Annotated in this window: 11 protein-coding genes; 7 read left to right on the top strand and 4 right to left on the bottom strand. The window is 63.3% G+C overall.

Going from position 1 to position 17,698, the window contains the following annotated elements; all coding sequences use genetic code 11:
• Positions 1-46: 46 nt before the first annotated feature.
• Complete coding sequence (locus tag NKJ01_RS06775; RefSeq protein ID WP_352726986.1) at positions 47-1,837, bottom strand: acyl-CoA dehydrogenase; 1,791 nt, start codon at positions 1,835-1,837, stop codon at positions 47-49.
• Between the two features lie 346 nt (positions 1,838-2,183).
• Positions 2,184-2,642: a MerR family transcriptional regulator gene (locus NKJ01_RS06780; RefSeq protein WP_352601517.1), complete on the bottom strand. Its 459-nt coding sequence runs from the start codon at positions 2,640-2,642 to the stop codon at positions 2,184-2,186.
• Positions 2,643-3,101: 459 nt separating this feature from the next.
• Between NKJ01_RS06780 and NKJ01_RS06785 the strand changes: the two genes are divergently transcribed.
• From NKJ01_RS06785 to NKJ01_RS06800, 4 genes are all read left to right on the top strand, one after another.
• Positions 3,102-7,136, top strand: a complete 4,035-nt coding sequence (locus tag NKJ01_RS06785; protein ID WP_352726988.1) for a peptidoglycan-binding protein — start codon at positions 3,102-3,104, stop codon at positions 7,134-7,136.
• A gap of 192 nt (positions 7,137-7,328) precedes the next feature.
• Complete coding sequence (locus tag NKJ01_RS06790; RefSeq protein ID WP_023758067.1) at positions 7,329-8,252, top strand: sulfite exporter TauE/SafE family protein; 924 nt, start codon at positions 7,329-7,331, stop codon at positions 8,250-8,252.
• Positions 8,252-9,043 (top strand): TIGR02186 family protein, encoded by a 792-nt coding sequence (locus tag NKJ01_RS06795; protein ID WP_023758068.1) that lies wholly within the window; start codon positions 8,252-8,254, stop codon positions 9,041-9,043. The genes NKJ01_RS06790 and NKJ01_RS06795 overlap by 1 nt, the downstream gene beginning before the upstream one ends.
• Before the next feature lie 272 nt (positions 9,044-9,315).
• Positions 9,316-10,572 carry an Hsp70 family protein gene (locus NKJ01_RS06800; protein WP_352726990.1) on the top strand — a complete coding sequence of 419 codons (1,257 nt, stop codon included), beginning with the start codon at positions 9,316-9,318 and terminating at the stop codon, positions 10,570-10,572.
• Positions 10,573-10,671: 99 nt separating this feature from the next.
• Here NKJ01_RS06800 and NKJ01_RS06805 read toward each other — a convergent pair whose 3' ends face one another.
• On the bottom strand, positions 10,672-11,133 hold the full coding sequence (locus NKJ01_RS06805; protein WP_023758070.1) for a cupin domain-containing protein: 462 nt from the start codon (positions 11,131-11,133) through the stop codon (positions 10,672-10,674).
• Positions 11,134-11,242: 109 nt separating this feature from the next.
• On the opposite strand from NKJ01_RS06805, the gene NKJ01_RS06810 reads away from it, so the two are divergent.
• Positions 11,243-12,793 (top strand): winged helix-turn-helix domain-containing tetratricopeptide repeat protein, encoded by a 1,551-nt coding sequence (locus NKJ01_RS06810; RefSeq protein WP_352601367.1) that lies wholly within the window; start codon positions 11,243-11,245, stop codon positions 12,791-12,793.
• Positions 12,794-12,839: 46 nt separating this feature from the next.
• Here the strand turns inward: NKJ01_RS06810 and NKJ01_RS06815 are convergent, their stop codons facing one another.
• Complete coding sequence (locus tag NKJ01_RS06815) at positions 12,840-13,757, bottom strand: LysR substrate-binding domain-containing protein (RefSeq protein WP_352726993.1); 918 nt, start codon at positions 13,755-13,757, stop codon at positions 12,840-12,842.
• 278 nt (positions 13,758-14,035) lie between these two features.
• Between NKJ01_RS06815 and NKJ01_RS06820 the strand changes: the two genes are divergently transcribed.
• Positions 14,036-16,966, top strand: a complete 2,931-nt coding sequence (locus NKJ01_RS06820; RefSeq protein ID WP_352726995.1) for a molybdopterin oxidoreductase family protein — start codon at positions 14,036-14,038, stop codon at positions 16,964-16,966.
• Positions 16,963-17,697 (top strand): 4Fe-4S dicluster domain-containing protein, encoded by a 735-nt coding sequence (locus tag NKJ01_RS06825; RefSeq protein WP_352601373.1) that lies wholly within the window; start codon positions 16,963-16,965, stop codon positions 17,695-17,697. The genes NKJ01_RS06820 and NKJ01_RS06825 overlap by 4 nt, the downstream gene beginning before the upstream one ends.
• Position 17,698 lies beyond the last annotated feature (1 nt).

Here is a 17,698-nt window from a genome sequence, read left to right on the forward strand (position 1 = left end):
CCCGGCCCTTCGGGCCACCCTCCCCTCAAGGGAGGGGAACCATCTTTTAGAACGCTTCCGCCGGCAGTGCCATCAACGTGTCGGCGCCGCTCGAAATGCGGGCGAGATGCGCTGATGTCTCCGGCATGATCCGCTCCATGAAGAAGCGCCCCGTCACGACCTTGTTGTGGTAGAACGACTGAGCGCCATTGGCGTCCGTCTTGCCAAGTGCCGCCTTGGCCATCCGCGCCCACATGTAGCCCAGCGCCACAAGGCCGAAGAGATGCATATAGTCGGTCGAGGCGGCGCCCGCATTGTCGGGCCTGGCCATACCGTTCTGCACCAGCCACATGGTAGCGGCCTGCAGGTCGCTGAGGCCCTTCTTCAGTGCCTTGGTGAACGGCGCCATCTTATCGTCGGCGCGGTATTCCTCGCAGAATTCGCCGACCTCCTTGAAGAAGGCCTGCACCGCCCGGCCGCCGTTCAATCCGAGCTTGCGGCCGACAAGGTCGAGGGCCTGGATGCCGTTGGCGCCTTCATAGATCATGGCGATGCGGGCATCGCGCACGAACTGGCTCATGCCATGCTCTTCGATATAGCCGTGACCGCCGAACACCTGCTGCGCCATGACCGCATGGTCGAAACCCTTGTCGGTAAGCACGCCCTTGACCACCGGCGTCATCAGGCCGGTGTAGTCGTCGGCCGCCTGACGGTCCTTGTCGTCACCGGCGCGGTGGGCGACATCCGACTTGATCGCCGTCCACAGCGCCAGCGCGCGGCCGGCTTCGTTGAACGCCTTCATGGTCATCAGGCTGCGGCGGATATCGGGGTGGACGATGATCGGGTCGGCCTTTTTGTCGGGTGTTTTCGGCCCCGACAGCGAGCGCCCCTGCAGGCGGTCCTTGGCGTAGGCAACGGCGTTCTGATAGGCGATCTCCGACAGCGACAGTCCCTGCAGGCCAACGCCAAGGCGTGCCTCGTTCATCATCGTGAACATCGCCTTCAGGCCTCCATTGGCCTCGCCGAGCAGCGTGCCTTGCGCCTCGTCATAGTTCATGACGCAGGTCGAATTTCCGTGGATGCCCATCTTTTCCTCGATCGAGCCGCAGGAGACAGTGTTCCTGTCGCCTGGATTGCCCGATGCATCGAGCTTGAGTTTAGGCACGATGAACAGCGAGATGCCTTTGACGCCTTCCGGCGCGCCCTCGATGCGGGCCAGCACCAGATGGACGATGTTGTCCGACATGTCGTGTTCGCCGGCCGAAATAAAAATCTTCTGACCTGAAATCTTGTAGGTGCCATCGCCATTCGGCACCGCCTTGGTCCGCAGCAGGCCGAGATCGGTGCCGCAATGCGGCTCGGTCAGGTTCATGGTGCCGGTCCAGATGCCTTCGATCATCCTGGGCAGCCACTTGGCCTTCTGCTCGTCGGTGCCGTGGGTGATGATTGCCGCGATCGCGCCTTGCGTCAGGCCCGGATACATCATCAGCGACATGTTAGCCGAGACCATGTATTCGGAGACCGCAGTGTGTACGGCGTAGGGCAGACCCTGGCCGCCGAACTCGACCGGTGCGGCCAGTCCCATCCAGCCACCCTCGCGATACTGGTCGAAGGCCTCCTTGAAGCCCTTCGGCGTCGTCACCGAGCCATCATCATGACGAACGCAGCCTTCCATGTCACCGACACGGTTCAACGGGTGAATGACGTTTTCGGCGAGCTTGGCGCCTTCGGCGAGGATCGCCTCGAGCACATCGGGCGTGGCGTCGGAAAATCCGGGAAGGTTCGAATAGCGCTGGTAGCCCAGCACCTCGTTGAGCACGAACAGCGTATCCTGGACCGGAGCCCTGTATGTCGGCATGCGTTTTCTCCACCCTGCGAACCCGGTCCGAACGCCCCGATGACGGCCAGGGGCGGCATGCGGACCGATGTTGAAAGCTGGATAGCAAAAATTGACGTTTGCGTAAACGTCAATTTTTCGGTGCGAAAAGATTTCCCGCCCATCGCAGCAATGAGCGTAGCGGCGCGGCAGCGCGCGAGCCGAAACCCTGTGGGTCGGGAGGCGAGAAAACGAAAAGCCGCGCGGCATTGCCACGCGGCTTTGATCGTCAGACAGTCAGCGGATGACTTTGGGCGTCGCGCAATTCCCAAGGGGAAACGCTATGCGCTTACCGGGAGAACCGTATCACGCTTCTCCCGAAATTGCTTTAGCGAGCGACGCTCGCCTGTGGTGCCGACCGCTCGGCCAGCATCTGGCGCACCGCCGACATCGAGGCGCTCAGCTCGCTAATGGCGTCATCGATCAGCGCCCGTTGCTTCTGCAGACGGGCAAGCTGCTTTTCCGACTTGTCCAGCGCCAGCCGCAGCTGCTTGGTGTTTGAACCAGTCGGATCGTAAAGATCCATCATCTGCTTGACGTCGCGCAGCGAGAACCCGACCTTGCGGCCAAGCAGGATCAGCTTCAGCCGGGCCTTGTCGCGGCGCGTGTAGAGACGGGTCGAACCGTCACGCTGCGGGTTGAGCAGGCCCTTGTCTTCGTAGAAACGCAGCGTGCGCAGCGTCACTCCGTATTTTTTCGCCATCTCGCCGATGCGGACAAGGTCCTCGCCGGCTTCGACAGACATATTGGTATTGGCCGCGGTCTCGCCGGCCGAGATAAGCTTCATGGTCACTGGCTTTCCCCGTCTGGTGGCGTCGCGGTCTCCTGGACCGTGCGTCGCCTGACTGGAAGCGGGGGCCTGCTTCCAGTCGTGGTTTCAACAAACAAATCGCAAAACGGCACGCTCGACGCGCCTTTTACGTTTACGTCAATTCTATACCGATTGCCGCCTTGTGACGCAAGGGTGTTCTACACTCCGAACTTTATGCCGCACCGTCAGGCCGACATCCAACATCCTTGCAACTTCTTAAGTTTGGTTAACGCGTTGTTTACCACGTTGGGTGAAATGTGGGCGCGTCGGCTACCCGTGTTTATCCTGTATCGAATTTTTCACGGTTTTTCGGAGCGCGGGTGGTAACCTGGGAAGCTCGTCTTCCACCGCGGCATTGTCGCCGGTCGCCTTCGTTCCGACAGAGACTTGGGGGAACTGGCCACGAGCCAGCCATTCTGAAAGACGGACGCACCTATGAACAGCAAGCGGTCCTATCTCGATACACTCAACGCCGGCAGGCAGCGCAGGCCGCAGACCACGCTCGAGCAGTTGAACCAGTCGCTGGAGACGCTGGAGCAGCGGCTGGAGCGGACGCGCGAGGACCCGATGGCACGTCCAGATCCCCGTCAATATGGCGCCGACGCGCGTTATCCCGCCGCCCGACCTGCCAGCCAGCAGCGCTGGTATGAGGATCCGCAGGCCGCGCCGCGCCCGAAGACCCAGATGCAGGGAGCCGCCGCTTTCGGGCAGAACTACCAGGCCATTGCCCGCGACATCGATCGCGTGCGCGGCCAGGAAGACGGCGTTGCCATGGTCGGCAAGATCGCCGGCGAACTGCGCGGCATGCGCGAGGAATTGCGCCACCAGATGACATCAGGGCTGCAGCGTGAATTCGAAGCACTGCGCAAGCACATCGAGCGGGCTTTCCAGTCAGGTGCCAAGCCCGGTACCCAGGCCAAGGGCAGTGCCGAACTCGGACTTGAATTCGAGCGGCTTTCCGGTGCCATCCAGACGCTGGCCGAGAAGAGCGACGACAGAAGCGTCAACATGCTGCGGCTCGAACTCGAGCAGGTCAAAGCCGCGCTCGACACGCTGGCGCGCGAAGAGAGCGTGCAGAGGGTCGACCGCCGCTGGGACGATTTCGATCGCCGCTGGACGGCTTTTGAAGACCGTGTCGACGCCGACCAACGCAAGCGTTCGGACGACCCCGGCCTGTCTGTCCTGACCGACCGGCTGGAGCAGATCAGCAACGCCGTCAACAACTTGCCAGAATCGCTGTCGCTGCGTTCGCTGGAGGAGAAGGTGCGCGCACTTGCCGGCGCCGTCGACCATTTCGCCAGCCAGCAGGACAACCGCGGCAGCGACACGCTTGGCCTGATCGACGAGCGGCTGGACGAGATTTCCCGCGCCATCGTTGCCTCGACGGTAGCGGCACAAGCCAATTCATTCGACCACGAGGCTTTCGAGCGCATCGAGAAGCGGATCGACTCGCTTGCCCAGCAGATAGAGGAAGTGGCGCAGGATCGTCCCGGCAACGCGGTCATGGACCGGCTAAGCACTCTGTCGAGCCGGGTCGACGAACTCGCCGGCCGAGCCAATCTGCCCGAGCAGGCTATGGAGCGCCTGGCCAAGCAGATCGCACTCATCGCCGACAAGATCGACCAGGCGCCTACCATGCCTGACGCCGACTACATCTTCCACGGCCTGGATCAACGCTTCGACGTGCTGTCGGGCATGATGGAACGCCGCCAGGGCGACGCCATCGAACAGGGCAACATGCTGTTTCGCGATCTCGAACGCCGGCTTGACGAGGTTGCCGACAGGCTTGACCAGCGGATGCCGCAAATCGACAGCGCCGGCATCATGGACGCCATCGATGCCCGCTTCACCGCACTGGCCAAGCGCATGGAAACGCGCGTTCCCGATCCCGCGGGCGAAGCGGCGATCCGCGGCCTGGAAAGCCGGCTCGAAGACATTTCAAGCCGGCTGGATGCGTCGGCCGCGCACGTCGCCGGCATTGATCCGGCGCTGATCCGCAGCCTGGAGGCGCAGGTCGCAGGCCTGTCCGCCCATCTTTCCAAGCCCAGCACGCCGCTGCCGGAATTCGAAGACATCAGCCCACGTCTCGACGAAATCGAGAAGTCCCTGGCCGGAACGCGTGATTCCATCCTCGGCGCGGCGCGCGAAGCGGCCGAGAACGCGGTGCGATCGTTGGCCGGTTCGAGTGCCAACACGACGGCCGTTTCCGGCCTTGCCCAGGATTTGAAGACGCTTGAAACGCTGACGCGGCGCTCCGACGAGCGCAATTCGCGAACGTTCGAGGCCATCCACGACACGTTGCTCAAGATCGTCGACCGGCTTGGTTCGCTGGAACCTAGCGAGCCGGTCGAGGCGATGAGCGAATTGCTGGACGCTGCTTCGGCCGAACCGAGCAACTGGCGCGGCGCACGGCGACCCAAGATGGCCGTCGAGCCGCCGTCGATGGATATCGATCAGCCCTTGCCATTGACTGGGGACATGGCGGATCTCGATGGCGCCGCCTCCAGCCTGCGCAATGAGCCGGAAGCTCGCAGCGGCCTGGGCACGCATGGCGGCCTGGGCATGCATGGCGGCCTGGGCACGCATGGCGGCCACGGTGTCGGCACCCGCACGCCAGCCGAGGCCGCCGCTGCCGCCGCCATGGCTGCGCTGGGCTCCGACACGGGTTCCGAAAAGAACGAACAAGCGGGCCGCAGATCGATCTTCGGCGGGCTGGCCCGCGCATTCAAGGGCAAGAAGGAAGCGGATATTCCGCCACTGGCCGGCTCGGCGCCGAGCACCCCAATACCGAGCGTCGATCTCGACGAGCCGCTCGATCCGAGAATGGCCAATCGGCCGCTGGAGCCGGGCTCGGGCGCACCTGACCTCAACGCCATCATGAAGCGCGTGCGCGACGAGCGCGGCCAGCCGGCCAAGCCCAGCGACACCGATGCCGCGAAATCGGACTTCATCGCCGCGGCCCGGCGCGCGGCGCAAGCTGCGGCTGCCGAGGCCGATGCGCTGAAACGCCAGTCGACGATGACCGGACCGGTGAAGGCGCTGCGGATCGGCGACCTGCTCAAGGCTCGGCGCAAGCCGATCCTGATGGGGACAACCGCGATTTTGCTGGCGCTGGGCGCCTTGCAACTGGGCAAGGCCTTTTTCGCCGATCCCGCCCAGGTGGCAAGCAACGATGTCGCGCCGATCGTCGCCTCGCAGTCGGTGAAAACCGCCTCATTCGATGCAGCTGGCCAGCCAAAGACCGATATTCACCCCACGGCAGTGGAAAGCGCGCCGGATCGTGGCGTGAGACCAGCCGAGCCGTCCGAACCGGCAACCAAGGACGACGTGGCGGCGCAAAGCACGATGACCACGCCGCCAGGCGCCGATCCGTCGACGGCCGCGCCAGCAGCCGAGCCGCTTCCTGCGCCCGTCGATGCCAGCGCGGCGATGTTCGAAACGACAGCTTCGGCTGCGCCGGCCACAACCGCCCCGGCCCCGACTGTTTCAACCGCCACGGACGCAACCGATGCCGACATCGGCACCCAGCCGTTGACGGCCCAGCCGGCGACAGCCAAGGACACCACGGGCGCGGTTCCCCCGACGGACGCTTCGCCGGCCGCGATCACGGCCACGATCGACATTCCAGCTGACGCCGGCCCGGACGCCTTGCGCGACGCCGCCGCCAGTGGCGATGCCAAGGCGCTGTTCGAGATCGGCTCGCGTTATGCCGAGGCGCGCGGCGTCAAGGAAGACATGGCGGCAGCGGCCAAATGGTACGAGAAGTCGGCGGAGCTCGGCTTTGCGCCGGCCGAGTATCGCATCGGCAACTTCTATGAAAAGGGCATCGGCGTCGCGCGCGACATCAAGAAGGCGAAGACCTGGTACCAGCTTTCCGCGGAGCAGGGCAATGCCAGCGGCATGCACAATCTGGCCGTGCTCTTCGCCATGGCCGCGGACGGCGTGACCGACAATGAATCGGCCGCGCACTGGTTCCAGGCGGCGGCCGACGTCGGCGTCAAGGACAGCCAGTTCAACCTCGGCATCCTCGCCGCCAAGGGCGTCGGCATGAAGCAGAACCTCGAAGAGTCCTACAAATGGTTCGCGCTCGTCGCCAAGACCGGCGACAAGGATGCGGCGGCCAAGCGTGACGAGATCGCCAATGCGCTGCGGCCCGAGCAGCTCGAACGCGCCCGCGCCGCGGTCGAACTGTGGAAGGCCAAGCCGCTGGACGCGGCAGCCAATTCGGCCGACGTTCCCGAATCCTGGCAGAACGGCGCACCGCAGACGACCGCCAGCATCGACATGACGAAGGCCGTCCAGAATATCCAGCGCATTCTCAACAAGAATGGCTATGACGCCGGTGGCGCCGACGGCAAGATGGGCCAGAAGACCAAGATCGCGATCATGGCTTTCCAGACCGATAACAAGATGCCGGCGACCGGCGAGGTCGATGAAAAACTGGTCAAGGCGCTGCTGGCGCGCAAATAACGGCAGAGGCGTCGCTTCCACGACGCCCTTGCCACACATTTGCCTGTTAACTGATTGAGATGTTTTTTGTTTCGGCGGCGTAGCGCGGTTTGACTTCGCAGCACCTCCGGCGCAAGAACGAATTGGCTTGTCGGTCCAAGATGCCCGCAACGGTTGCATTCGCCGACAGGCAGAACTGATCGAGACTGACGGGTGGGCATCTATCTCCCGATCGCGGAAATTTCCGTCAACGTCTTCGTCCTGCTGGCCATGGGTGCGGCGGTGGGCTTCCTGTCGGGCATGTTCGGGGTCGGCGGGGGCTTCCTTATCACGCCCCTCTTGATCTTCTACAACATACCGCCGGCGATCGCGGTCGCCACCGGCGCCAACCAGGTCATCGCCTCCTCCGTCTCCGGCGTCCTTTCGCACATGAAGCGGGGGACGCTCGACTTCAAGCTCGGTGGGGTTTTGCTGGCCGGCGGCATCATCGGCTCCACCGCCGGCATCTACGTCTTCGCCTTCCTGCGCCGCCTCGGCCAGCTCGACCTGTTCATCTCGCTGCTCTACGTCGTGCTGCTTGGCACCGTCGGCGGGCTGATGCTGGTCGAAAGCGTCAATGCCTTGCGTGCCACACGTAGCGGCGCGGCACCGGTGCTGAAGAAATCCGGGCAGCACAACTGGATCCACCGCTTGCCGTTGAAGATGCGTTTCAGGGCCTCAAAGCTGTTCGTCAGCGTCATCCCGGTGCTTGGCCTGGGCGCCGGCATCGGCTTCCTGTCGTCAATCATGGGCGTCGGCGGCGGTTTCATCATGGTGCCGGCGCTGATCTATCTCCTGAAAGTGCCGACCAATGTCGTTATCGGCACATCGCTGTTCCAGATCATCTTTACCTCCGCCTATACGACGCTGGTCCACGCCACCACCAACCAGACGGTCGACGTCGTGCTGGCCTTCCTGCTGATGGCGGGCGGCGTGGCCGGTGCGCAATATGGCGCCAAGGCCGGCCAGAGGCTGCGCGGCGAACAGCTCAGGGCCTTGCTGGCGGTGCTGGTGCTGGCGGTAGCGATACGACTGGCCATCGGTCTCTTCGTCACCCCGCCCAACCTCTATTCGCTGTCTGCCGCGGGCCTCAACTGATGAGGGCTCCGAACGCGTTCGCAACAGCCATTTTCCTGTCGCTGCTTGCGGCCGCCGTGCCGGCGAAGGCACAGGTCCCGATGACGGAAGGCATCCAGATCGGGCTCTCCACCGACAATGTCTCGATCACCGCCGGCTTTTCCGGCGCCGACCTGACCATCTTCGGTTCGCTGGAAAATCCCGATCCACTCGTGGCGCGCCAGGGCCGCTACGATGTCATCGTCGTGCTCGAAGGGCCGCCCAAACCGGTGGTCGTGCGCCGCAAGGACCGGGTTCTCGGCGTCTGGATCAATCTGGACTCCGAGACCTTCGAGAACGTGCCGGTGTCCTATTCGGTGGCGACGACGCGGCCGCTGCAGGACATCACCGAGCCGAACAGCTATAAGCAGCTGTCGCTCGGCGCCTCCAACCTTTACATGCAACCCGCCGATCCCGGCGACAGCCCGGCGACGATCGAGGAATTCACCGCGGCGCTGCGGGAGCGCAAGTCGGCGACCGGCCTCTACAGCGAGAATGTCGGCGGCGTGCAATTCCTGTCGCAGAACCTGTTCCGCGCCACCGTCAGGCTGGCGCCGAACGTTCCGGTCGGCACCCACAAGGCGCGCGCCTTCCTGTTCAAGAGCGGCCTGTTCATCAAGGAGAGCTCGGCCCAGCTCGAAATCCGCAAATCCGGTTTTGAACAGTCGATCTTCCGTGTCGCACACAATTATTCCTTCCTCTACGGCGTCTTCGCGATATCGCTAGCCATGCTGACCGGCTGGCTCGGAAGGCTGATCTTCCGGAGAGACTAATGCATGTCGCCCAAAAGTGGCCCCGGTTTTGGGAGAACGACATGCATCGAATCAAAAACCTAAGGCGCGTCGCCTGAATTCGTTCAAACGCGACGCGCTTTTAGAACTTTTCCCGAAAAGTGGTTTCCCTTTGCGGGAGCATGCGGTAGACCGCGCTCCCAGCCAACAGGCAGATACAAACAATTCGGTTCGGCAGAGCAGCCCCTCCCCGGGCAGCGCGCGATTTCTCGTGGCGCCTATCGGCTCGTCGACGACCAATACAGGAACTTGTCATGCGACCAGCCTTCGCCGGCATCGACTTCGGCACTTCCAATTCCACCGTGGGCGTGGTCAGGAACGGGCAGCCGCGCCTCGTCACGCTTGAGGACGACCAGGTCACGCTGCCCAGTGCCGTGTTCTTCAACTTCGAGGACAACCGCACCTGTTTTGGCCGCCACGCCATCGCCAACTACACCGACAGCATCGAAGGCCGGCTGATGCGCTCGCTGAAGAGCGTGCTCGGCAGTTCGCTTGCGCACGAGAAGACCCGTATCAAGGCGCGCTCGATCGGGTTCATGGAAATCGTCGGCCTGTTCCTCGGCCATCTCAAGAAGAAGCTCGAAGCAGACGCCGGCGATGCCGTCGAAACCGTGGTGCTTGGCCGGCCGGTTCAATTCGTCGATGACGACGCCGAGGCCGACGCGAAGGCGCAAAGCGAACTTGAGAACGCCGCGCGCGCCCAGGGCTTCAAGCACATCGCATTCCAGTTCGAACCGATCGCGGCGGCGCTCGACTACGAGCAGAAGGTGGCGAGGGAAGAGCTGGCGCTGATCATCGACATGGGCGGCGGCACGTCGGACTTCTCGGTCGTGCGCGTTTCACCGCGGCGCTCCCGTTCGCTCGACCGCAAGGACGACATCCTGGCCAGCCGGGGCGTCCATATCGGCGGCACGGATTTCGACCGGCTGCTGAGCATCGCCCATGTCATGCCGCAGCTTGGCTATTTGACGCCGACCAAGGACGGCAAGCGCAATCTGCCGGCCAGCTACTTCATCGACCTCGCGACATGGCAGCGCATCAATCTGGTCTACACCGCCAAGGCGATGACGCATCTGCGCCAGATCCGCTACGAGGCTGAGCGCGCCGACCTGGTCGACCGCTTCATCCACATCGTCGAGCACCGCTACGGACACGCGCTGGCGGCGCTTGTCGAAAAAGCCAAGATCGAGCTCACCGACAGCTCGTTCGCAGAGGTCGCGGTGAAGCTGCCGGGCGCGGAGTTCGCCGCCGAGATTACGCGCAGCGGGCTGGAAGCCACGATCGCCAGGGATATCGAGCGGGTCACAGGAACGGTGGCGCAGACCATCCGGGACGCTGAGGTCAGGCCATCCGATATCACCGCGGTGTTCCTGACCGGCGGATCGACCGCGATTCCGCTCGCCAGACGAGAGATCCTGTCGCTGGTGCCGCAGGCATCCGTCATCGAAGGCGACATGTTCGGCTCGGTCGGACTTGGCCTGGCGCTGGATGCTCAGCGAAAGTTCGGCTGAGGCTTTCTTGGAGCGGTTCTGCTTTACCGATCCGCGTTGGACTAGGCCATATGCACATAAACGCCGCAGGCGTGACGCGACGAAGGCCTGGACAGGGACTTACCCGCGCGTTGTCAAAGTCGAGAGCTGGTCAGTGTCGTATCGGTTTCGCAAATCGGCGAGCGCTTTTGGGTCCGGCGCACCTTGCGCCGCGAGTTTGGCAAGTTCTTCGAAGTAGTGCTCGTGGCCAGGCGGAGAGACGGTCATCAGCACGCGCGCGGGCCCCTCACTGACATTCGTGATGTCGTGCGGTACTCCCGGTGGAATGAACAGATAGGTTCCGGGCGTTGCACGGATCGTCTTGTCGCCGACATGCCACGCACACTCGCCCTCGAGCAGGTAGAACGTCTCTTCCTGGACGCGGTGAACATGCCGTCCGGTGGCGAATCCCGCTGGGATCGTCCAGTCAAACATGCTCGTGTGCTTGGTATTTTCGCCGGTGACGAGGAAGACCATAGGTTGACCACGCAGCATGATACCCTTCTTCTCATCGGGCATGCGAATGACGGCATTGGCACTCATAGGATCCTCCTTTGACTGGGCGCTTACTTCTGGCAAGCACCTGTGCAACATTGGGCGTCGATGCCGGGAAGTCGTGAATTCGTTCCCAAAAATTTGCTAAAAGCGTTGGATGGCACTCGGAGGCGACCTTTATCAGTTTGGCCCGTTCCGTCTCGATCAGGTGGCGGGCATTTTGTACCACGGTGCCGAGCCGACCATGCTTGGGCAACGCGCCGTCTCGCTTTTGCGCTTGCTGCTCCAAAACGCGGGCGTACCGGTATCCAAGGACGCGTTGGTCGAGGCCGGCTGGGGCGAGTTGGCGGTTGCCGATAACAACCTAACGGTCCAGATCGCGGCCTTGCGCCGGGTATTGGCCAACGCAGCGAATGCTGAGAGCTGGATCGAAACACTGCCGCGACGCGGCTATCGCTATGTAGGACCGGCTGTTGCGACGAATGTCCCTGCATCCCGCATCGCGTTGGCGCTGACCTTGCCTGAGAAACCGTCCGTCGCGGTCCTGCCGTTTTCGAACTTGAGCGGAGATCCACAGCAGGAGTATTTCGCTGATGGAATGGTCGACGACATCATCACCGGCCTGGCACGCATAAACTGGCTTTTCGTAATCGCGCGAAATTCGACCTTCACCTACAAGGGCCGCGCCGTGGACGTGAAGCAGGTCGGCAGCGAGCTTGGCGTGCGATATGTCATCGAAGGCAGCGTGCGCAAGGCCGGCGGCAGTGTGCGCGTGACCGGTCAGATGATCGATGCATCGACCGGCGCGCATGTGTGGGCCGAGCGCTACGACCGCAGCTCCGAGGACATTTTCGCGCTTCAGGACGAGATCGCGCTATCAGCGGTGGGCGCGATCGCCCCGAGCATGCGAAAAGCGGAAATTGAACGCGTCAGGCGGAAGCGCCCGGAGAGTCTCGATGCCTACGATCTCGTGCTTCAAGCCCAGCCTGACGTTGACACAGGTATGCCGGCGCAAGTTATTAGAGCGCTGGCGCTTCTTGAGCGTGCCATCGCACTCGAGCCCGCCTATGCCCTTGCACATGGCAATGCCGCGATGTGTCATCATTGTTTGTTCCTTCGCGCCGGGCTGCAGGAGGTCAACCGTACCGCTTCGATCCGGCATGCCCGATGGGCCATTGTTCATGGGCAAGATGATGCGCTCGCTCTGACATGGGCAGGGTTTTCGATCGGCATGGACGCGCATGATCGCGCCGCCGCATTCACAGCATTGGAAGCAGCCCTCGCCATTAGCCCGTCATCGGCGCTGACCTACATTCTTGGCAGCGTCATTCTCGGATGGGGCGGCGAAGCAGAGCGAGCGATAGAATGGAGCGAGAAGGGTATGCGGCTAAGCCCGTTCGATTCGTGGACTTGGGCCGCGTTTGACGCGCAAGCTATGAGCCATTTGCTGCGCGGGCGTTACGAAGAAGCCTGTCGTGCGGCATACAAGTCCGTTCAAGCCAATCCGGCACACAGCATCACCTATGTGCAACTAGCCGCTGCGCTCGCCAAACTCGGGCGGCTGGACGAAGCACGGGCGGCGGCCGCGCGCGTGCGCGAGCTTCAGCCGGGCTTTCGCTACAGCCGCCAGTTTGCTGGCGTGCGCTGCGCGCCAGCGCTCGCGGAAACTCTTGGAAGCGCGCTGCGGGACGCCGGATTGCCAGAGTGACGGTCGAGCGCCGAGGCGGACGGCGCTTGCGATGGTCCAACCTGGGTCATTTCGACGGACTCAGCGGGATTGACGCAGCATCCGCCTTGCCGCCGAGATGCGTCTTGAGCGCCATCTGGGCAAGGCTTGCCTGGCGATCGCGATGTGTGATCATGGCGAAGTCGCGCTTCGGCAATTCGAGCGGCACGGACCTGAGACTGCCTTCGGCCACGGCGCGGACCACGACAAGCTCCGAAATGATTGTGGCGCCGGCTCCCGCCTCGACCGCCTGGCGGATAGCCTCATTGCTCGGCAGCACCAGGAATATCTGTAAATCGGCGAGCGAAATTCCTTCGCGACGCGCCAGATCCTCCAGCACTTCGCGCGTGCCCGAACCGCCCTCGCGGATGATCCAGCGCAGGCCCTTGATGTCGGGGTGGCCGGGCGCAATCTCGGCGATCTCCGGATGCGAGCTGGCAACCACCAGCATGAGCCTGTCGACGTCGACCTTGGCGCGGCGCAATATGTCGGACTCGGTGCGCCCCTCGACCAGACCGAGATCGGCCGCACCATCAAGGACATTGGCCTCGACCTGCCTGGTGTTGCCGATGGTGACGCTCAGCCTGACGGCCGGATAGGCTTCATGGAAGGACGCCAGCCGGCGCGGCAGCCAGTAGCTGGCGATGGTCTGGCTGGCGGCGATCGAGAGGCTGCCGGTGACCGTCTGCGAGACATGCTCCAGTACATTGCGCGCGGCAGCCGCCCGTTCGAGCACTGCCTTGGCTTCGGGCAGGAACCGGTGTCCGGTCTGGGCAAGCTCGATGTTGCGGCCGACGCGGTTGAACAGATGGACGCCGTGCTGTTCTTCAAGCGCCCGGATGGCGGCCGATGCTGCCGACTGCGAAATGCCCAGCAGTTCCGCCGCCTTGGTCATATGGCCGCGCTCGGCGACGGCGACGAAAATCCGCAACTGGTCCAGGGTCATGGGCGCATTAAGAACCAATATCGATCGAATTTACAAGAACAACTGATTAGACAGATCGATGTCTTTATTCTAAGTTTTCTAGGTAGATTAGAACAAATTCGCCGAGATGTCGCAGAGAGCAGAATGATCGGGCGGTTCAGATCCCTGTTTGCGCATTGGACCCGCGGCATAAGGCGACGGTTGGCGGGCGATCGCTATCATCCGGAAGAGCACTACATGCGAGGCCCCGGACCGAAGACACGTGCCAAATCCGCAAGCCGCGCGGACACCCTGGGATCATGATGCAGGGACCGCCGCGTGGCGCGAATTCGGCACCATCGCAACGCCCGCTTGCCGACACGCGCGCACCGGATGAAGGCGACGGCGTCGACACCTCGCCTGACGTTTCCGACAGCATTGCCAAGACGACCTGCTACATGTGCGCCTGCCGCTGCGGCATCGACGTGCACATCAAGGATGGCAAGGTCCGCTACATCAACGGCAACAAGGACCATCCGGTCAATCGCGGCGTGATCTGCGGCAAGGGTAGCTCCGGCATCATGCAGCACTACAGCCCAGCAAGGCTGAGGAAGCCATTGCTGCGCACCGGTCCGCGCGGCTCTGGCGAGTTCCGGGAAATCGAGTGGGAAGAGGCGTTTTCGATCGCGACGGAGCGGCTGTCGAACATCCGCCGGACCGACCCCAAGAAATTGGCCTTCTTCACCGGCCGCGACCAATCCCAATCCTTGACCGGCTGGTGGGCAAGCCAGTTCGGCACTCCGAACTTCGCCGCCCACGGCGGCTTCTGTTCGGTCAACATGGCGGCGGGAGGCCTCTACACGATCGGCGGCTCGTTCTGGGAATTCGGCGAGCCCGATTGGGACAACACCAAGTACTTCATGTTGTTCGGGGTCGCCGAGGATCACGATTCCAACCCGATCAAGATCGGTCTCGGCAAGCTCAAGGCGCGCGGCGCCAAAGTCGTCTCGATCAATCCGTGCCGGACCGGCTACAATGCGATCGCCGACGACTGGATCGGCATCCGGCCCGGCACCGACGGACTGTTCGTGTTCGCGCTTATCCATGAATTGCTCAGGGCGGGCCGCGTCGATCTCGATTATTTGCTGCGCTACACCAACGCTCACGTCCTCGTCATCCAGGAGCCGGGTGCGGCCGATGACGGGCTGTTCGTCCGCGATGCCGAGGGCAATCCGCTGGCCTGGGACAGGATGGCGAAGACACCGGTCAGCGCCACCGATGCCAGCGCGAGACCGGCGCTGACCGGCAGCTTCACGATCGACGGACGCCACTGCGTTCCGGTGTTCCAGTTGATCGCCGACCGCTACCTCGATGAGAGTTATGCACCGGACGCGGTCGCCGAGCGCTGCGGCATTGCCGCCGATACGATCCGCAGGATCGCCGCCGAACTCGCGCATGTCGCCTTCGAACAGACGATCGAGCTGCCGATCGCCTGGACCGACTGGGCCGGGCGCCGGCACGAGACGATCAAGGGGCGGCCTGTCTCGATGCACGCCATGCGCGGCATCTCGGCCCATTCGAACGGCTTTCATACCTGCCGCGCCCTCCATTTGCTTCAGGTGCTGCTGGGCACGGTGGATGTGCCGGGCGGCTTCCGCTTCAAGCCACCCTATCCCCGATCCGTACCGCCCGGTCCGAAGCCGGCCGGCAAGGCCGTCAAGCCGATGACGCCGCTTGAAGGGATGCCGCTCGGTTTCGTCTGTGGGCCGGACGACCTGCTGGTCGACGAGGCCGGCGCACCTCTTCGCATCGACAAGGCCTATTCCTGGGACGCGCCGCTGGCCGCGCACGGCCTGATGCACACCGTCATCCGCAACGCCTGGGCCGGTGACCCTTACCCGATCGACACGCTGATGATGTACATGTCCAACATGGCGTGGAATTCCTCGATGAACACCGTCGAGACCATCGCCATGCTGACCGACCATGACGACGCGGGCGACTACAAGATCCCCTTCATCATCTATTCCGACGCCTATTATTCCGAGACCGTGCCGTTCGCCGATCTCGTGCTGCCGGATACGACCTATCTCGAGCGGCATGACTGCATCAGCCTGCTTGACCGGCCGATCAGCCACGCCGATGGCCCGGGCGACGCTATTCGCCATCCCGTCGTCGAACCGGACCGTGATGTCCGGCCGTTCCAGTCGGTGCTGATCGAACTCGGCGCGCGGCTTGACCTGCCCGGTTTCGTCGACGAGGATGGCACGGCCAAATACCGCGACTACGCCGACTACATCGTCAACCATGAGCGCACATCAGGCATCGGCCCGCTCGCCGGCTGGCGCGGCAAGGACGGGGCGTCGGTCGGCAGGGGTGAGGCCAACCCGGACCAGTTGCAGCGCTACATCGACAATGGCGGCTTCTGGCATCACGATTTCGCTGACGACCAGCGCTACTACAAGATGGCCAATCGCTCCTATCTCGACTTCGCCGTGCAGATGGGCTTCATCCCCAAGGCGGAGCCGATCATCTTTCAGCTCTATTGCGAGCCGATGCAGCGCTTCCGCCTGGCCTCACGCGGCCATGGCCGCGTCTTGCCGCCGGAGGGCGATCGCCAGCGCATCGAGACCTTCATGGACCCGCTGCCCTTCTGGTACATGCCCTTCGAGGAAGCAGCCATCGACCTCGAAAAATATCCGCTGCACGCGCTGACGCAGCGGCCCATGCACATGTACCACTCGTGGGGGTCGCAGAATGCGTGGCTGAGACAGATCACCAGCCAGAACCGGCTGTTCGTGCATCAGCGGACGGCAGCAGATCTAGGCCTTGTCGATGACGACTGGGTGTGGATCGAAAGCATCAATGGCAGAGTGAAGGGGCAGATCAAGCTGATCGACGGGGTGAACGAAAGCACGGTCTGGACCTGGAACGCCATCGGCAAGCGGCGCGGCAGCTGGGGGCTGAAGGACGACGCGGCCGAATCCAATCGTGGCTTCCTGCTCAACCATATCATCGGCGACCAGACTTCCGCCGATGCTCAGGGCAAACGCTATTCGAACTCCGATCCTGTCACCGGACAGGCGGCGTGGTTCGATCTGCGCGTGCGCGTCGTCAAATGCGCCGCCGAGGAAGCCGGCTTCACCGAGCCGCAGTTCGAGCGTTTTCAGCAGCCACCGCATTTCGAACCCTCGCCCGACAAGCTGACCTTCGGCGCTGAGTTCCGCAGGGCAAGAGAGGCGGCCGAATGACCTGTCTGCCAAGTCAGAGCGGCAAGAAACTAGGGCTAGTCATCGATCTCGACACCTGCGTCGGCTGCCAGGCCTGCGTCACCGCCTGCAAGGAGTGGAACACCGGCGGCCACATGGCGCCGCTGACCGACATCGATCCCTATGGTGGCCATGTCGACGGCGTCTGGTTCAACCGTGTTCACAGCTACGAGCACACCACCGAGATGGGCGGGCGCACGGTCAACTTCCCGCGCTCCTGCCTGCATTGCGAGACGCCGGCCTGCGTCACCGTCTGCCCGACCGGCGCCTCCTACAAGCGGGCCTCGGACGGCATCGTGCTGGTCGACGAGGACAAGTGCATCGGCTGTAAATTGTGCAGCTGGGCCTGCCCCTATGGGGCGCGCGAATTCGACACCGATGTCGGGGTGATGAAGAAGTGCACGCTGTGCGTCGACCGCATCTACAATGACAATCTGGCCGAAGAAGACCGCGTGCCGGCCTGCGTCGCAGCTTGCCCGACCAGCGCTCGGCATTTTGGCGACCTGGGTGATCCCCTGTCGGCTGTCTCGCAACTGGTGGCGGAGCGCGGCGGCGTCGATCTGATGCCGGAGCTCGGCTATCGCCCGACCAACAAATACCTGCCGCCGCGCGCCCATACCAAGCGCGCCGCATCGGTGGCCGCGCCGGCCCTCGAACCGGTGCGGGCCGAAGGCGGTTTCCTCGGCTGGGTTGATCGCATGCTTTCGAACTAGC

Origin of the sequence: Mesorhizobium sp. M0276, from assembly GCF_040321755.1 — a bacterium.
Lineage (GTDB): Bacteria > Pseudomonadota > Alphaproteobacteria > Rhizobiales > Rhizobiaceae > Mesorhizobium.